12 protein-coding genes, 1 tRNA gene and 3 pseudogenes are annotated in these 15,367 nt (G+C 72.1%); 8 read left to right on the forward strand and 8 right to left on the reverse strand.

The window, feature by feature from the left end; all coding sequences use genetic code 11:
* Nucleotides 1-23 precede the first annotated feature (23 nt).
* The 3 genes and pseudogenes from QTQ03_RS22945 (at nucleotide 24) to QTQ03_RS22955 (ending at nucleotide 1,476) form a co-directional block, all read left to right on the forward strand.
* Nucleotides 24-551, forward strand: coding sequence for a DUF6244 family protein (locus QTQ03_RS22945; protein WP_289279829.1), 528 nt, complete (start codon nucleotides 24-26; stop codon nucleotides 549-551).
* Nucleotides 552-655: 104 nt separating this feature from the next.
* Nucleotides 656-1,006, forward strand: a pseudogene (locus tag QTQ03_RS22950) (CdiA C-terminal domain-containing protein); the annotation flags it as partial.
* A gap of 14 nt (nucleotides 1,007-1,020) precedes the next feature.
* Nucleotides 1,021-1,476, forward strand: coding sequence for a SitI3 family protein (locus QTQ03_RS22955; RefSeq protein WP_289279830.1), 456 nt, complete (start codon nucleotides 1,021-1,023; stop codon nucleotides 1,474-1,476).
* Nucleotides 1,477-2,102: 626 nt separating this feature from the next.
* Here the strand turns inward: QTQ03_RS22955 and QTQ03_RS22960 are convergent.
* The 7 genes from QTQ03_RS22960 to QTQ03_RS22990 all read right to left on the reverse strand — a co-directional run bounded on the left by QTQ03_RS22960 (nucleotide 2,103) and on the right by QTQ03_RS22990 (nucleotide 12,445).
* Nucleotides 2,103-2,750: a nucleotidyl transferase AbiEii/AbiGii toxin family protein gene (locus tag QTQ03_RS22960; RefSeq protein WP_289279831.1), complete on the reverse strand. Its 648-nt coding sequence runs from the start codon at nucleotides 2,748-2,750 to the stop codon at nucleotides 2,103-2,105.
* A gap of 2 nt (nucleotides 2,751-2,752) precedes the next feature.
* The gene (locus tag QTQ03_RS22965) at nucleotides 2,753-3,319 is read right to left on the reverse strand and encodes a hypothetical protein (protein WP_289279832.1); all 567 of its coding nucleotides are present in this window, start codon (nucleotides 3,317-3,319) and stop codon (nucleotides 2,753-2,755) included.
* 220 nt (nucleotides 3,320-3,539) lie between these two features.
* Entirely contained in the window at nucleotides 3,540-4,868 is a 1,329-nt protein-coding gene (locus tag QTQ03_RS22970; RefSeq protein WP_289279833.1) for a TIGR02679 domain-containing protein, read from the reverse strand.
* Complete coding sequence (locus QTQ03_RS22975; RefSeq protein ID WP_289279834.1) at nucleotides 4,865-8,992, reverse strand: TIGR02680 family protein; 4,128 nt, start codon at nucleotides 8,990-8,992, stop codon at nucleotides 4,865-4,867. The genes QTQ03_RS22970 and QTQ03_RS22975 overlap by 4 nt, the downstream gene beginning before the upstream one ends.
* Before the next feature lie 12 nt (nucleotides 8,993-9,004).
* The gene (locus tag QTQ03_RS22980) at nucleotides 9,005-10,399 is read right to left on the reverse strand and encodes a TIGR02678 family protein (RefSeq protein ID WP_289279835.1); all 1,395 of its coding nucleotides are present in this window, start codon (nucleotides 10,397-10,399) and stop codon (nucleotides 9,005-9,007) included.
* The gene (locus QTQ03_RS22985) at nucleotides 10,396-11,964 is read right to left on the reverse strand and encodes a TIGR02677 family protein (protein WP_289279836.1); all 1,569 of its coding nucleotides are present in this window, start codon (nucleotides 11,962-11,964) and stop codon (nucleotides 10,396-10,398) included. Before QTQ03_RS22985 ends, QTQ03_RS22980 begins: the two co-directional genes overlap by 4 nt.
* A 193-nt stretch (nucleotides 11,965-12,157) precedes the next feature.
* Complete coding sequence (locus QTQ03_RS22990; RefSeq protein WP_289279837.1) at nucleotides 12,158-12,445, reverse strand: hypothetical protein; 288 nt, start codon at nucleotides 12,443-12,445, stop codon at nucleotides 12,158-12,160.
* A gap of 61 nt (nucleotides 12,446-12,506) precedes the next feature.
* Between QTQ03_RS22990 and QTQ03_RS22995 the strand changes: the two genes are divergently transcribed.
* Nucleotides 12,507-12,818 carry a hypothetical protein gene (locus tag QTQ03_RS22995; protein WP_289279827.1) on the forward strand — a complete coding sequence of 104 codons (312 nt, stop codon included), beginning with the start codon at nucleotides 12,507-12,509 and terminating at the stop codon, nucleotides 12,816-12,818.
* Nucleotides 12,819-12,824: 6 nt separating this feature from the next.
* Nucleotides 12,825-13,970, forward strand: coding sequence for a hypothetical protein (locus QTQ03_RS23000; protein ID WP_289279828.1), 1,146 nt, complete (start codon nucleotides 12,825-12,827; stop codon nucleotides 13,968-13,970).
* Between the two features lie 57 nt (nucleotides 13,971-14,027).
* Here the strand turns inward: QTQ03_RS23000 and QTQ03_RS23005 are convergent, their stop codons facing one another.
* Complete coding sequence (locus tag QTQ03_RS23005) at nucleotides 14,028-14,420, reverse strand: hypothetical protein (RefSeq protein WP_289279838.1); 393 nt, start codon at nucleotides 14,418-14,420, stop codon at nucleotides 14,028-14,030.
* Here QTQ03_RS23005 and QTQ03_RS23010 point away from each other — a divergent pair.
* From QTQ03_RS23010 to QTQ03_RS23020, 3 genes and pseudogenes are all read left to right on the forward strand, one after another.
* Nucleotides 14,406-14,531, forward strand: a pseudogene (locus QTQ03_RS23010) (IS110 family transposase); the annotation flags it as partial. The gene QTQ03_RS23005 and the pseudogene QTQ03_RS23010 sit on opposite strands and share 15 nt — an antisense overlap.
* Before the next feature lie 194 nt (nucleotides 14,532-14,725).
* Nucleotides 14,726-14,801: transfer RNA gene (locus tag QTQ03_RS23015), tRNA-Arg, on the forward strand.
* A gap of 80 nt (nucleotides 14,802-14,881) precedes the next feature.
* Nucleotides 14,882-15,169, forward strand: a pseudogene (locus QTQ03_RS23020) (IS30 family transposase); the annotation flags it as partial.
* Nucleotides 15,170-15,367: the final 198 nt, after the last annotated feature.

The following is a 15,367-nucleotide window of genomic DNA, read 5'->3' on the forward strand; positions in this document are numbered from 1 at the left end:
TATAGATTGGAGATGCCGGCTACGTGTCGCAGATCGAGAAGATCACCGCTGAACTTCGCGCGTTGATGACCGGGGTCGAACGCGCGCAGGGGTTGGCAGCCGCCGCCGACAGTCAGGCGCAGGAGGTGGCGTTGCGGGCCGCCAGCGCGGGCTTCGTCGCGGTGGCGGCGGGCGTGGCCCGGGTACGCAACGCGATCACGGGCATCCAGGGCGGCCTGAGGAGTCTGGCCAGTTCGATCGGTGAGGCGACGAAGGCCACTGCGGCGGTGCCGAACGAGGCCACCCCGCAGGAGACGATCGCCGGGCTGGCCCCCGTGCAGAGCGCCGTGGACGCCGCTCGTGACGCGGCGACCGGGGCCATCACCGGCGTCGGTGAGGCGCAGCAGCTCGTCGCCATGGTCCTGCAGGGTGGGCAACCCGGGCCGCTGTTGCAGGCCCTGGAGGCCATCAAGCAGGTCCTGGTGCTGGTCGTTGCGCGCACCGGCGGGGCCCGGCAGGCCGTCGAAGCGGCGATCGCGCAGGCCCGGCAGTTGGGGTCGTCGGGAAACTGACAGAGGCTGGCGGTCATCCACCGGCCAGCCCCACCCCTTCCGAGCGCGGTGACCCGCCGTCGACACCTCATACCGCCAGCGACGCCACATCCGCTGACCACGGCCACGGTACGCCCCGGGTCCACCAGAACCCCACCAGGCAGGAGATCGCCGACGCCCGGCTCCGTACCGGCGACTCCGGCAACCCGAACAAGGACCCGGACTACCTGATCGAGGGTCACGTGTTCGACTGCTATTCGCCCACTCTCGGCAAGCCGGTACGGGGCGTCTGGAGCGAGGTCCGCGCCAAGGTCGACAAGGAGCAGACCCAACGTGTGGTGCTGAACCTGCACGACTGGCACGGAGACCTCGCGGCCCTGCGGACACAGTTCGACACCTGGCCCGTCGAGAGGCTGAAAGAACTCGTCGCGGTAACGCCGACCGGCGCGATCGCGCAGATCGTCCGTCGAGACTGAGGAGAGGCGCAGAGATGGCTGTCGAGTTCAGGTTGACCCTCGCCGGTGACCTGCCCCTGGACCACGTGGCTGATCTCGTGGCAGCCGAACCCGCCGAGAAGCCCAGGCCGAGCGGCACCAACCCACGGCTGTTCAGTGCCCGCCTCTACGACACCCGCGGGTACGCGCTGACCGTCTCCTCAGGCAGCCAGGGCTATTTCGATGCCGAGGCCGACGACGGTGCCCGCTGGGAGTGGGAGCCGGAGACGTACGTCGACATCGACTTCTCCATGCGGGCAGACGACCTGGTCGACAAGGGGATCCCGAACATGATGAAGGCCGTGGCCCGGGTGTTGGCCGCCCGGCAGGAGGACGCGGCGCTGGTCCAGAACGGCAACTGGCTGCTGCTGACCCGCGTCGGGGGCACACTCCGCAGACACCGGCCTACCTGGTGGAGCCACTACGGCATAGACGACCTCATCACCCAATGAAGCAGCCGAGGGCGGGTGACCCGCTCACGGACGACGCGGCTTCGACCCGTCGTCCGCGGGCGACGTCGACGTCGTCTTCCTCGACACGGCGGACCTGACTCGCGACAACGACGAACCAGCTGCCGCGCGGCTGATCGCGACCTTTCCGGAATCCCCCGTGTAAGGCGGTGCCCAGCCGGGGGAGCGGCTAGCCCCCATGATCTTCGATGATGCGCGCGGTGTGTGTTCTCCAGCGGATGCCAACCGGGGTGAACCGGTGCCAGCGCGGGTCAATGCGGCCTACCGCCGGTCGCAGACCGGGGTTCGTGTGCTCGGCGTGTGGTCCTGGGCTGGGACAACGGCGGTCCGGGGAACGTGGGTGACCGCGGGTCACTCCCTGCCACCCCAGGTGAACCCGCAGGCCGCGAGACTGGGCCCTCGCGCCCTCGTAGCTCAGGGGATAGAGCATCGGTTTCCTACACGACGCTCCGCCGGTGTCCGCAGGCCGAGAGCCTGCGGCTTTCCCATCGTCCCCCGTTGAGTGCCAGTCGCTTCGCGGGCTCGCTGTGATCGCCTGCCGAAGATCAGCTGGAACGTTACGGGTCCTGCGGGTGCAGGTTTGTCGCTGCGGTGAGTCGGGAAGCGAGTCATCCTTCCTCGTCGTTGAGCAGTTCGCGGCGCCATGCGGCGAATCGGCTTCGGAGATCGTCCAGCGCTGGGCCGGTGACGCCGTACTGGGCGAAGTCATCGGGATCGAGCTGGGTGGCTTGTCCGAGTGCGTCGGCGAAGATGCGTGGGTCGAAGCCCCGGTCGGCGCGCTGCGCGAGGGCGAGGAGGGCGTCGCGGGTGTAGCGGCCGGATTGAAGGGTGGCGTCGATATCGATGAAGTCGCGGGCGAACGCTCGCCCGTAGAGGGCGCTCATCTTGTTCGCGACCGCGTCGTCGGGGTGGAGTACAGGTCCGATCGCCATGAGGATCGGTTCGTTGGCACGCCAGTCCACGCCGAGTTCGACCTTGGAAACCCGGGTACCGTCGGTGACGGCCAGCCGGGCGAAGGTGTCGTACTGGCGCTCGGTCTCGACGGTCAGGCCGTCGTCTCGGTAGGCGTGCACGACGGCGGTGACCGCGGCGGTGAACTCGTCGCGGCGGTCCCAGGCGGTGAACAGGTCGACGTCCTCGCTGGGTCGCTTTAGGAGTCCGGCGGCCTGGACCGCGTACCCGCCGGCAAGCGCGAAGCCGTATCGATCGGCCGCCGCCAGCCCGGTCCGGGCGAGGCGTTCGTGGAAGGGGTCCACCGCTACGCCGCGTTGCTACGGGTCGTGGCGAGTTCGGGGAAGGCTTCTTCCCAGCGCTGGCGGAGCTGGGGTGGAAGCCAGAGGGTGGGCCAGAGCCTCCGGAGGAGATCGGCGTCGAGCCAGGCGTTGAGATCTTTGACCGTGCTGGCCTCGGTGAGCACGACCTTGTACATGCTGGCCATGCGGCCGGTCCGGTTCAGGTCGTAATCGGCGTGCCCGGACCAGTCGAGGTGACGCGGCAGCGTCACCGTGCCTTCGGTTGGGCCGTGTAGTTCGGCCAGAGTTTGGGCCACCACGTAGGGCTTCCGGTCACCGTAGGGCCGATAGTCCGCCGGGGGCTGGGGTGATGTCCTGCGCCGGCTGATGTTGGTCGCCCGCCGGACTTCCGGTCGGAGCGCCTGACGGATCGTCTCCCGGCTGTACCCGGTGACCCGCTGCAGATCCACCGGCCGCCAACCGGCCGCGTGAAACGCCCGCAGCTGCTCATCCCGCTCGGTCAACGCCTGCGCCCGCGTCGCCTCGTACCGGGAGACAACCGCCTGCAGCTCATCCTCGGAGAACCGGCCCATACCCGTCAGCCTACTACGCTAGGCCCAGCACGCTTGGCTCGTCTTTCGTCGGGCCGGGGGCGGGTTCCTCGTCGACGGCTACCTCGATAGCCAGCAGCAGTTCTGGAGCGCGTTGACCTCGTCGATGATCAAGTGACACGACAGGCGAATGTTCGATCTGCGCGGAGGCACTCTTTCGATGTGCAGCGGCATCCGGGTTCGATACGCGGGCCCGCGGCGTTCAACCTGCCGCACCCGTCGGGTCGGGGCGCCTGCCAGCCGTTACCCGGCTCCCGGCCGCGCGTAGGTCGGCGATGAGCCGGTCGAGCAGCCGTTCCTCCATCACCGCTCGGCCGGTACGCCGCATCGACTCCCCCAATGCCTCGTCCCACGGCGTCCGGATGGGCGTACCGAGCAGGGCCGTGCCGGTGCCCGCCGCCGGCAGGTAGTCGACGGCGGTCATCCGCCACGGGACCGCGCCCGGATACCGTTGGAGAGCCGCCGCCGTCAGTCGTACGCCGGTCCAGTCGAAGTCGTTGCGCCACCGGATCACCGCTCCCTGAGCCGCGCACAGCAGTGTGTGAACGGCGACCGACGGCACCCCTTCGGTGCAGATCAGCGGTGGAGCCTGGGCACCGAGCGCGGTGGTGGCCGCGCGCAGCACGGCGGGGTTCTCGCAGACGTAGACCTCGTCGCAGTTCAGTGTGAGCGGTGCCAGGCGCAGTTGGTGCAGGGTGACCCGCATCGGCAGGCCCGCCTGCGCGGCCTCCGTCAGCCACCGCCCGACCAGCCCGCCGGTGGCCGGTGCGTTGAGTACCAGCACCTGGCTGGCGAGGTCGTCCGGGACCAGACCGACCGATTCCCATAACGCCCGTTCCTGCTCGCCGTCTACCGGAAGCGCCGTCTGTTGCCAGGTGGCGACGGCTCGGAGGACGAGCCCGCGCAGCGGGCCGTCGGTGAGGGCCTTCGTGTCGTCCAGCACTCGGTCGGCGAAGACCGGTATCGGTTCGTCGGCCGCGGGCAACGCGTCCAGGATGCGGATCACGTGCTGGAACGGCAGTCCGGTGCGGATGATGCGGGTCAGGGTGCCGTCGCGGCGCAGGCCGTCGAGCCATTCGGCGTACCAGGCGGTGCCGGCGTGCCGGCCGTCGTGGGCCGTGGCGAGGACGGCGTCGCGGGCCACCGCCTCGCGTTTGAGGTCGGACGGTCGGTTGCGCAGCGGGGCCGTCGCGGTGAGCACCTCGATCAGGCCGACTCCGTGTGCGGCGCGCAGGTGCTCGTCCACCTCACCGAGTCGGATGCTGAGGCGGGCCGCCGCGGTGGAGCGGTGGGTGCCGGTGATGCCGATGATCACGAGGCGTTCGTCGTCGGTGGGGGTGGAGAGCGTCACGGTGGTGTCGAGCCGGCCACCGGTGCGTTCGATGCTGCGCCGGGCGGCCGCCAGCAGCCGCCGCCAGCCGGGCTGCTCGACGAGATCCGTCGGACCGCCCGGCCGGTCCCGGCCGGGCGGCACGAGCGACGGGTGTGCAGCCGAGGGGTCCGACGGCGGTTCGCCGCGATCGTCGGTCATTCGTCTGCGAGGTCGAGCAGGAGGCCGGTCCGGTCGGTTTCGTCCGGGCTACCGGGGGCGCGGCGGGTCTGCGGGGAGCCGAGCGCACGGGCCAGGGTTCCGTCGAAGTCGGCGATGTTGGTCGAGCCGTCCCAGACCAGCAGCACGGTCGATACGGCGTGTTCCACGGCGGAGTGGGACAGGTCGTAGTGGGCGGCGCCGCTGACCGCCGGGTGGGTGGCCCAGAGGTCGTAGCCGGTCATGAACAGGTCCAGGTCGAACTGTTTCGCCAGGGCCATCAGCTCACCCCGGCCGGTGTCGTCCACGCCGGCGAACGCCTCGTCGAGGCCGAGCAGCCGGGGCGCGTCGGGTCGGGCCGAGCCGAACAGCGCGTTGGCGGCGGCGAACAGCGGCAGGTGCAGGGAGACCGACTGCTCGCCGCCGGAGAGTTGGCTGTGTCGGGCCCGGGTCAGCGCCTCCGTGCCGCCGCCGGGCCGGTGCAGGGTGAACGCGAACGTGCGCCACTGCCGGTAGTCGAGGACGTCGCCGAGCAGTTCCCGGTAGGGCCGTTCGGGCGCGGCGGCCCGCGCTGTCTTGATCCGGGCGGCGAAGTGCCGGCGCATGGTGGTGAGCTGGGCCGGCCCGAGCCGGGCCGGGTCGCGTTCGAGGAGCTTGCAGACGTCGCGTTGCTCGGCGTCGAGGTCGTCGGCGAGCCGCCAGCCGACGCCGACGGTGAGCCCCGAGGACATGCGCCGGGCGCGCATCTGGCTGTCCATTGCCGCCACCAGGTCGCGGGCCTCGATGGTGCGGTGGTGGATCTGTCGGGCGAGTTGCCCGAGCAGGGCGTCCTCCAGCACCCGCTGCTCGGAGTCGGTCAGTAGTTGTTCCTGGTCGCGGCGCTCGCGGGTGATCCGGTCGGCGAAGTGGGCGACGGGGGTGAGGCCCTGCTCGTCGGCGACCCTGACCACGATCACCCCGTCGTCGGTGTCCCACTCGGGCCGGTGGTCGAGGCCGGCGGCGGGTAGCTGCGCCTGCAGGTCGGTCAGCGCGCTGGTGAGCCGCGTGGCGCTCTGCTTCAGCGATGTCTCGGTGGGGCTCAGCTCCCGGGTGGCGGCGAGGATCGCCTCGTGCAGGGCTGCCACCTGCGGATGCAGTTCGTCGTCCGGGGTCTGCGCGGGCCAGCGCAGGTCGGTGGGGCAGCGCAGCAGGCCCAGCAGGTCCGGCTGGGCGTACGGGCGCAGCCGCTGGGCGTCGTGCTGCGCCTCGGCGACGGCGGCGACCAGGGCCTGCTCGCCCAACTCCACCCGGGTCAGCGCGGCGACCCGCCGCTCCCGGGCCGCGCTGAGTTGTGTGCGGGCCTGCTCGACGGCCTGTTCCGCCTCGGTGATCGTGTCGGCGGTCCGGGCCACGTCGGCCAGCACCCGTTCCGCGTCGGCGCCCACGCTGTCGCGCAACGTCCGGTACGCCTCCGCCTTCTCCTGGTGCCGCGCACGGGCCGTGCGTACGGTCTCTGCCGCGGCGGTGAACCGGTCGACTGCCTCGTCGTGCCGCTGCCGTGCCTGGTCCTCCTGCTCGGCGGCACGCGCGGCGGCGGTCCGCGTGCCCTCCAGGCGTACCCCTCGCTTCTCGAAGCGGCTCACCGCTTCGGCGGTGTCGTCGAGCCGGTCGACCGGCAGCGACCGCTCTGCCGCGCTCCGGCGCAGCGCGGCCGCGGCGGCGGCCCGCTCGGCCAGGGCCTGGTCGAGGCGGGCGGCGGCAGCCGCGCTGGCCTCCTGCCGGGCGCGCAGCGTCGCGGCGGCCCGGTCCAGCTCGCGCAGCGCCGTGTGGACCGGCGCGGGTGCCGGCAGGTGCGCGGCAGCCGCGTCCACCGCCGCCAGCAGCGCCTCGACGGACGCGCGGGCGCGGTCCACCGCGTCGAGGTCGGCGTCGACGACGGCCAGTAACCGCTCGCACTCGGTGACCCGGGCGGCGCGGCGGGCGGCCCGGGCGGTCGCGCCGATGTACTCGCAGGAGACCTTGGCGAATCGGCCGGCGGCGACGCCCTGGGCGTACCGGCCGTCCACGCCGATGGTGACCGGCGAGGCGTCGGGCGTGGTCACGTCGGCCAGCGCCACCGAGGTGAGCACCTCGGTGATCCGCGCGGCGGGCACGTCGTCCTGTTCCTCGGGAGCCAGCACGTCGGCGAGGGTGGCCCCGGCCGGCCGCCGTCGCGGCGGCAGCGGCAGCAGGTAGCCGTCGAGGTCGTCGCCGGCCAGCGCGGTCGTCGCGGTCCCGGGGTCAGGGTGCAGCCAGGCGTCCAGCAGCCCGGCCGCGTGCAGCGCCGCCTCGATGGCCGCCGCGTCCGCGCCGGTCACCCCGCTGATGAAACGGACCAGTCGCCACAGCGGCGCGCCGGGTCGGCCGGCGCGTGGCGCGGGCCGGGTCACCGGGGCGGGTGGGGCGTCGTCGTGCTCGGCGGCGATCCGGTCCCGTTCGGCGGACACCTCGGCCCGCCGGTCGGCCAGCGCCGCCCGCTGCGCCGCCAATGCCGCGAGCCGGTCCCGCCAACGAGCCACCGCCGTGGCCGTGGCGTCGGCGTACACCTCCCGCAGCGTCCGCGCGCCCGGCTCGCCGGTGGTGTCCACGGCGGCGGCCAGCGCATCGATCAGCTCCGGCTGCGCGATGTCGGCCAGCAGCCCGGCATTGCCCTGCGCCCACTGCTCGAGCTGGGCACGCAGCCGGGCGCGGGCCTGTGCGACGGCGTCCTCGGCGCGCCGCTCGGCCTGCTCGGCGTCGGCGGCGGCGGCCGTGGCGCTGGCCGCGTCGGCGGCGGCCCGGGCGTGGTCCCGGTCGGCCTGGTCGTGCCGCGCCACCTGCGCGCGGACGGCGCGCACGTCGTCGCGGCGGGCAGCGGCCCGCGCGGTGATCCGGGCCGCCAGGTCGTCCGGGGCGGCGTTGTCGGCGCTCCAGGTGATCCCGGCCGCCTCCGCGTCGAGCAGGAGATCGGCGGCGATCCGGTCGGCCGCCGTCCGGGTGTCCCGGGCCGCGACCGTCGCCCGTTCCGATTCGGTACGCCGCCGCGCCACCGCGCTCTCCTCGGCGACGACGGCCTCGCCGGCCCGCCCGGCCGCCTCCGCCAAGTCGTGCACGTGCCGTTGCAGGTCGGCGAGCTGCTCGTGGGACTGGTAGGCCGCCGAGGCCTTCAAACTGTCCAGGTGGGCGCGCAGCCGTCCCGGCTCGCCCTCGACGGCCCGCAGCCGCTCACCCGCCGCGGACTCCGCCTCCGCCGCCGCGGCGACCGCGTGACGGGCGTCGCCGAGTGCGGTCGACCGGGTGGCGACCGCGTCGCGGCGGGCGGTCAGGGCGTCCGCAGCGGCCCGTGCGTGGGTGCGCAGATAGGTCGAGTACACCGTCAGGAACGAGGCCGTCGCCGCGTCCGCCGCCACCAGCCCTTCGAGGGTACGGGCAACCGCCTCCATGTCGTCGAACGAGCGGGCGGCCTCCACCAGCAGGTGGTCCTCGACCGGGCGCAGCCCTCGTTGCAGCGTGCGGGACAGCTCGACCGGGTTGAGGTCCTTGGCCAGTTGCGGCTTGCGCAGGGTCAGCACCAGGTCCAGCAGTTGCTCGTAGCGAGCCGGGCCGAGGCCGAACAGCCGGGCGTCGACGAGCTGACGGTAGTCCTCCGCCGAGTCCCGCACCGCCTCGGCGCCCAACCGGTCGATCAGGTCGCGGCGGGTCAGCGGCCGGTCGTCGGCGTCCAGCAGAGAGAAGTCCACCCCCACCCGACCGTCGACCACGAAGTGCCAGCGGGTGACCCGGTCGACGTGCCGGTGCGCCCGCAACCCGATGCCGACGGTCACGTACCGCTCGCCGTCGCCGAACTCCATCCACACGTACGCGTGGGTGACCTCCTGCCCCCGGTAGAGCAGGTTCGACTTCATCGTCCGGTCCTCGCTGGCGAACGGATTGAGCCGGCGCGGCTCGATCCGCCCGTCGAGGACGAACGGGAACAGCACCTCCAGCGCCTTGGTCTTGCCGGAGCCGTTGGGCCCGCGCAGCACCAGCCACCCGTCGACGAAGCTGAACTCCTCGTCCCGGTAGTCCCAGAGATTGATGATCCCGGCCCGGGTGGGGGCGAACCGGCGGACGACGCGTTGCTCGATCACGATCAACTTCCCTCAGAACAGGGTTTCGGTGGTCGTCGCCCGGGGCTTGACCGTGGCGACGGTGTGGCGGTACCGCCCCACCAGGGGTCGGACGAGCACCCCGCCCGGCACGGCGGTGACCGCGCCGAACCGTTCCAGCAGCGCGACCGCCTCGACGCGCAGCCGGTCCGGGTCGACGTGCCACTGGGCCCCGAACGCGGTCCCGTACCGCTGGAGGATCTCCCCGACTGCGGTACGCAGGAAACTGTCGGTGATGAACGGCAACCGGCCGGCGCCGTCGGCCTCGTCGTGGCCGCTCTCGCCTTCGACAGTCCAGTGCTCGTCAGGGCCGGCGCCGTCGAGGCGTACCAGGGTGGCGGTGGGCAGGCCGGTGTCGATGTGGCTCGCCAACGCCTGCTGCCGGGCGTGCCCGTCGGGCGGGGCGAGCCGCTTGACCCGGCGGCCGTCGGGATCCGCCACCCGGTCGGCCATCTCCACCGCCAGCAGCACCGCGGCCTGCGCCACCGAGCCGGTGCCCGGGAACCGCTCCGCGGTGAACCCGGCGGTGTCCACCAGCAGCACACCCTCGGCCCGCCGTTCCACCCGCAGCCCGGTCAGCCGGGCCAGGTCGACGGCGAGCGCGGAGCCGCGCAGATGGTTGGCGACCGAGGCGTCGACGTCGGCGTGGTAGACGACCGGCGACTCCACCACCGCCCGCCGGGCCGCCTGGGCCGCCTGCCGGCGCTCGGCGTTGCCGCTGCTGCTCATCGCCCGGTCCAGCAGCGCCGACACCGAGTCGATGTGCTGCAGCACCCGGGTCGGCCGGAACAACGCGAACACCACGTCCCGCGCCACGTCGTACAGTGCCTCCCCGGCCCCCGGGTCACTGGCCCAGGCGGCGCTGGAGCCGTCGGCCAGCCGCAGCACACCCCGCTCCTCCAGCCAGCCGACCGCGTCCACGAACGCCCGCCGGTCCGGGCCGTGGTCCGGATCCAACCCCAGGCCGGTGATCCGGTTCGCGTCACCGGCCACCGAGTCGGCCAACTCGCTGAGGGTGATCTGGATCCCGGCGCGGCCCAGCACCGCCAGGCACAACGACAGGTACGCGTAGCGCTGCCGATCGAACGGCCGCCCGGTGCGCGACACCGCCGGCTGGGTGCCGTCGAGCCGGTCCTTCGCCCGTACCAACCGGGCCGTGGAACCGTGCAGCTCCAGCCGGTACCCGAACGCCTCGGCGAGATCCCGGCGCAGGGTGGGGGAGAACCGCCGTACCCGGGGCAGCGCCCGCTCGTCGGGCCAGGTCGCCGTGATCAGCGGGTGGCGCAGAACCAGCCGGACCGCCCGCTGGTAGTCCGCCAACTCCAACTCCGGGACGTCGACGGCAAACCGGTGCGCCGCCGGCCGAAGCGCGCCGGACCCGGCGGTCACGCGGGCACCAGCTCGGGTCGGCGGACCGCGGTGTGCTGCGCGGCGGTGACCGTCAACGCGTACCCGTCCAGATGCAGCCGGCCCTCGGCGGTGTGCACCGTGGTGAACCGGCCCGGCGTCGGGGTGAGGGTCAGCCGCACGCCGTGCGCGGCGGCCGCCAGCGGCACCCCGGCTCTGCCACCCACCCGGGCGGCCAGCGCGATGTCGAGCAGGCGCAGCAGGACCTGAGTCTGCGACCCGTCCAACCGGTGATCGTCCACGCCCTCGGCGGCCAGCGCCGTCGCCGCGTCGGCCCACCGGCGCTCCCGGGCGAGCTGCTCGCCGCGCAACCGGTGCCGGCGCTCGTCGACCCGGTCCAGCCGGGCCGGCCGCCCCCGGCCCTGACCCGGTGCCCGGCCGGTGGTCACCAGGGTGCGGGACAGCTCCACCGCCGGCGCCTCCCACCACGACAACCGGCTGGCGATCGCCTCCGGATCCGGGTGCGCCACGCCGGCGTGGCGTGGACCGCCGAGCCCGAACACGACGTCGAACAGGGCGTGCGCGGCATCCTGGGTGCCGGTGTGGGTGAACCACGCGGCCAGGTGCCGCAACTGCGACTCCCGGCTCACCCCGCCGCGCCGCGCCTCGGTGACCCGGCGCAGCAGAGCGAGGACGTCACCGATCGCGGCGATGGTGGCGTCCGACAACCGGTCCGCCTCGCTGGGCTGCTCCGGGCCCGGCGGCGCCAACCAGGACCGCAGCCCCGCCCAGCGCCGCCGCCAGTCCTCCAGCCGCTGCACCGGGGTGTGGAACAGCCGCTCGTCGGCCTCGGCGGCGGCCTCGATCAGCCGGCCCAGGCCGGTCGCCTCGACCTCGTGCACCGCCGCGCGCAGCCGGGGCGTGTACCGCTGCAACTCGTCGTGGAAGTCCCGCAGGTGAGCCAGCAGCGCGTCCTTGTGGGCAAGGAACACCTCCGGCCGCACGTCGTTGGTTCGGCCCAAGTCACCCAGCATGTGGTAGAAACGCGCCGCACGCTCGGCGATGTCGGCCAACGCCCGGTCCAGCCGGTTGAACTTGCGGTAGACCTCCTCCGCGTCCCCCGCCTCGTTGGCTACGGCGAGCGCGTTCAGGTCCGCCAGCAGGTCGGCGAAGACCAGCCGGGACAGCGTCGAGTCGTCCATGCTCGCCGACAACACCGCCTCCACCGCCCGGTGGGCCCGGTACCCGGCCTCGGTGAACTGGTACACCGAGTGCCGGTTGCGGTACTCCGCCAACGTCGTGGCCCGGGAACTGTCCTGTCCCCGGTCGAGCACCCCCCACTCCACCAGGGCATCGAGCAGCCGCGGCAACTCCAGCCCGGCCGGATCCGGGCAGTCGGCGTCCACCTCGTGCAACGCCGCCAGCGCGGCGGCCACGTCGGAGGTGTGCAGCACCACGTGGTAGCTGGACCGCGCCGAGTCGAACGCCCGCAGCAGCCACAGGTAGGCGAGCCGGTTCTCCGCCGTCACGTAACCGAACAGCCGCATCCGGTCGTCCAGCCCGAAATCGTCCAAACCGAACGTGGGCCTGGATGGCTGCGCGGTCATCGTTCTCCTCCACGGGACGCGAACGGCTACTCACCCTACCCAGCCGGCCGCGGAGGACGGCGAGGCGCGCGAGGCACCAAGGGTCTCCGGGGGTGATCGTGGAACCTGCGTCAAGGGCTGCTGCGCCTGGGTACGTGCTGTGGCCCGCAGCGCTGGCCGGCGCGGCCGGTAGCCCCGAGATCGGACAGGCTGCTCATGTACGCGAGCTGTCCGGCTGTACCTTCGGCTCTTCGGGTGGGCCTTTCTCGTATGGCACGGCGTACGCGTCGGCCCGGGACCGGTCGGCGAACAGCGCCAGCTTGTCCCGGCTCGGCGAGGCCATGGTGACCAGTCCCGGCGGCTCCACCGGCGCGGACAACTGCTCCGGTGCCGAAGTCGTGTCCTGGCCGCGCAGGTCCAGCAGACGTCCCAGTCGGGCGTTCTCCGCCCGTGACCGCTCCACCTCCCGCCGAAGATCGACGAACTCGGCCACCGAACCCATGCCGACCGTCCTCGCGTATCGGGCTCCGAACACCCCGACGCCGGTCCGTTATCCTCCGTCGATGGCATCGAAGGGGACCGCCGCGCTGGAGGCGATGATCGAGGAAGCCACGGTCGACGCGTACGGCGACGACGAACAGCTCACCGGCCTGTTCACCATGATCGAGGAGCATCTGGCGGTGCCGTTCACCACCACCGTCCTCGGCGTCGAGGTCACCGTGCGGAAGGTCGACCTGACCGCGGACACCATCGTCGCGGTCTGCGTCCGAGGCCGCCACCGGCAGAGGGTCGACCTGCTCGACCTGCCGCTTCCCACCCCCGCGCCGGTCGGCGCCGTGTGGGTCGACGCCTACCGGCACTGGGCCGGAAGGTAGGCCACGGTGAGCGAGTACCAGTACTACGAGTTCACCGCCGTCGACCGGCCCCTCACCGGCCGGGAGCGGGCCGAGCTGCGGTCGCTGTCGACCCGGGCCGACATCACCGCCACCAGCTTCGTGAACACCTACGAGTGGGGCAACTTCAAGGGTGACCCGCGCACGCTGATGGAACGGTATTTCGACGCGCACCTGTACCTGGCGAACTGGGGCACCCGCCGGCTCATGCTGCGGCTACCGAAGCACGTGCTCGACCCCGCCACCGTGGCCCGGTACTGCCAGGGTGACAGCGCGTCCGCGTGGACCGCCGGCAAGCACGTCATCATCGACTTCCACGACGAGGACGAGGACGGCACCGACGAGTGGGACCTCGACGGCCACGGTCTGCTCGCCTCCATCATCCCGGTCCGGGCCGGCCTCGCCGCCGGTGACCTGCGCCTGCTGTACCTGGCCTGGCTGCGCTGCGTACAGTCCGCCGAGATCGCCGACGAGCCCGAACCGCCCGTTCCCGCCGGACTGGGTGCCCTCGACGCGTCCCTCACCGCCGTAGCCGAGTTCCTGCGCATCGACCCCGACCTGATCGCGGCCGCGGCGGCCGGATCGCCGCCGGCCGCCTCCGGTGAACCGACCGCCGCGCAACTCCGCACCTGGGTCGTCGGGCTGCCCGCCCGGGACAAGGACGCCATCCTGACCGACCTGATCACCGGCGGCGACAGCCACCTACGCAGCCGACTGCTGCGCCGCTACCGCGACGCACACCGCACCGACGCCCCCGCCCCGGCGGCCGCCCGCACCGCCGGGCAACTACGCGCCACCGCCGCGGAATTGCGCGCCGAGCGGGAACGACGGGACGCCGAGGGGCGCGAACACGACCGGATTCGCCGCGAACGGTCCGCCGCAGCCGCCCGGCAACGACACCTCGACACCCTCGCGAGCGACCAACTCGCCGCCTGGCAACGGGTCGACGAACTCATCGCCACGAAGAAACCCCGCGAGTACGACACCGCCGTACAACTCCTCGTCGACCTGCACGACCTCGCCGAACGCGACCGAGACAGCGGGTTCCAACAGCGGCTGGCCAAGCTACGGACGGCCCACGCCCGCAAGCCCAGCCTGCTCGAACGCCTCAACCTCGCAGCCCTCGACACCTGACGCACTGTTCGCCGCCCGGTGACCGTCGCTGGGTATCACCGCCAAGCAGTACCCGGATCAGGGGTTCAGGTCGGCCCACTGCGCCTGCGTCAGCAGGCCCTCATGCTCCAGCCGGTGGGCGATCTCGGTCTTCGTGGCCGCATCCAGCGTCTCGGGTAGATCCTCGAACGAGGCGGGCAGGACATCCAGGAGGGACAAAATCTGCTGGCCGTCCCGCACCGTCAGAAGCAGCATGCATCGCCAGTGCGGCGAAGACTCAGGCCGGTGGCCCAATCGGTGCACCAGTACCGGCCACAGATAGTGCGCCGCTGCTGGACCGGCGAACTCCGCCAACCACCCTGCCCCGTGGTTGCGAGTCAGTCCGCAATGGATCGCCTCGGAGTCGAGCCGGATCAACTCTGACGTGTCGACTGCCTTGATCGTCCGGGGAACACCGAAGGAAAGAACCACCGGCAAGCCATACTCGCCCTCGCCCGACGACGCGTCGACGTCCTCTGGGCACTCATCCGCGACCGCAAAACCTTCACTCGACCCGCATCAACCGTCCGCGCCGCAGCCTGAAGCGGCTCGCTCTCCGCCGACGCGAACCCATCGCGCCGGCCCCTCCACCCTGCCCGCCAAGATCACCCGGAGCCACATGGAGACTCGGTGTGTGGTCCTGGGCTGCGACAACGGCGGTCCGGGGAACGTGGGTGAACGTGCGCCGCTCCCTGCCACCCCGGGTGAGCTCCCAGGTCGCTAGACTAGGCGCTCGCGCCCCCGTAGCTCAGGGGATAGAGCATCGGTTTCCTAAACCGTGTGTCGCAGGTTCGAATCCTGCCGGGGGCACCAACAGGAGGCCCTGACCAGCAAAAGCTGATCAGGGCCTCGGCATCTATCGATGCGATTTTGAATCGTCTCCCGAAAAGGTCGCCGCGCGGCGGCCCAAGCCGGCGAAGCTGGCGAGCAACCCGCGGCTGAAGGAGTACGTGCAGACACGGCTGAGCGGCCAATTGCGCCACCCCGACGGGACAGCTGCCGCAGGCCCTCCGACGACCTGGAAAGGGCTGAACAAGCCGTACCGCGCAGACCGCCGCTGGGCGACGGCCTGGAGCCCGGAGCAGATTAGTCGACGGCTGGTCGTCGACTTCCCCGACGATGAGGACATGCGCATCAGCCACGAGGCGATCTACGAGGCGCTCTACATCCAAGGACGCGGCGGCGCTCAAGACGCCCGCCGAAGCTCTCGACGAGCAGTTACGGTCACTCCAACCAGCAGGCGTTGCAACGACCGGTTGAAGCCAGGCAGGTTGAATTCGAGACCATCATGCACCCACCGGCCAGTCAGGCCGCGTGACTACACCCGTCACCTCCCGGTGCAGCAGACCCCCTTGTTGGCAAGCTGGCTCGGACGCCGG

Origin of the sequence: Micromonospora sp. WMMA1363 (genome assembly GCF_030345795.1) — a bacterium.
GTDB lineage: Bacteria > Actinomycetota > Actinomycetes > Mycobacteriales > Micromonosporaceae > Micromonospora.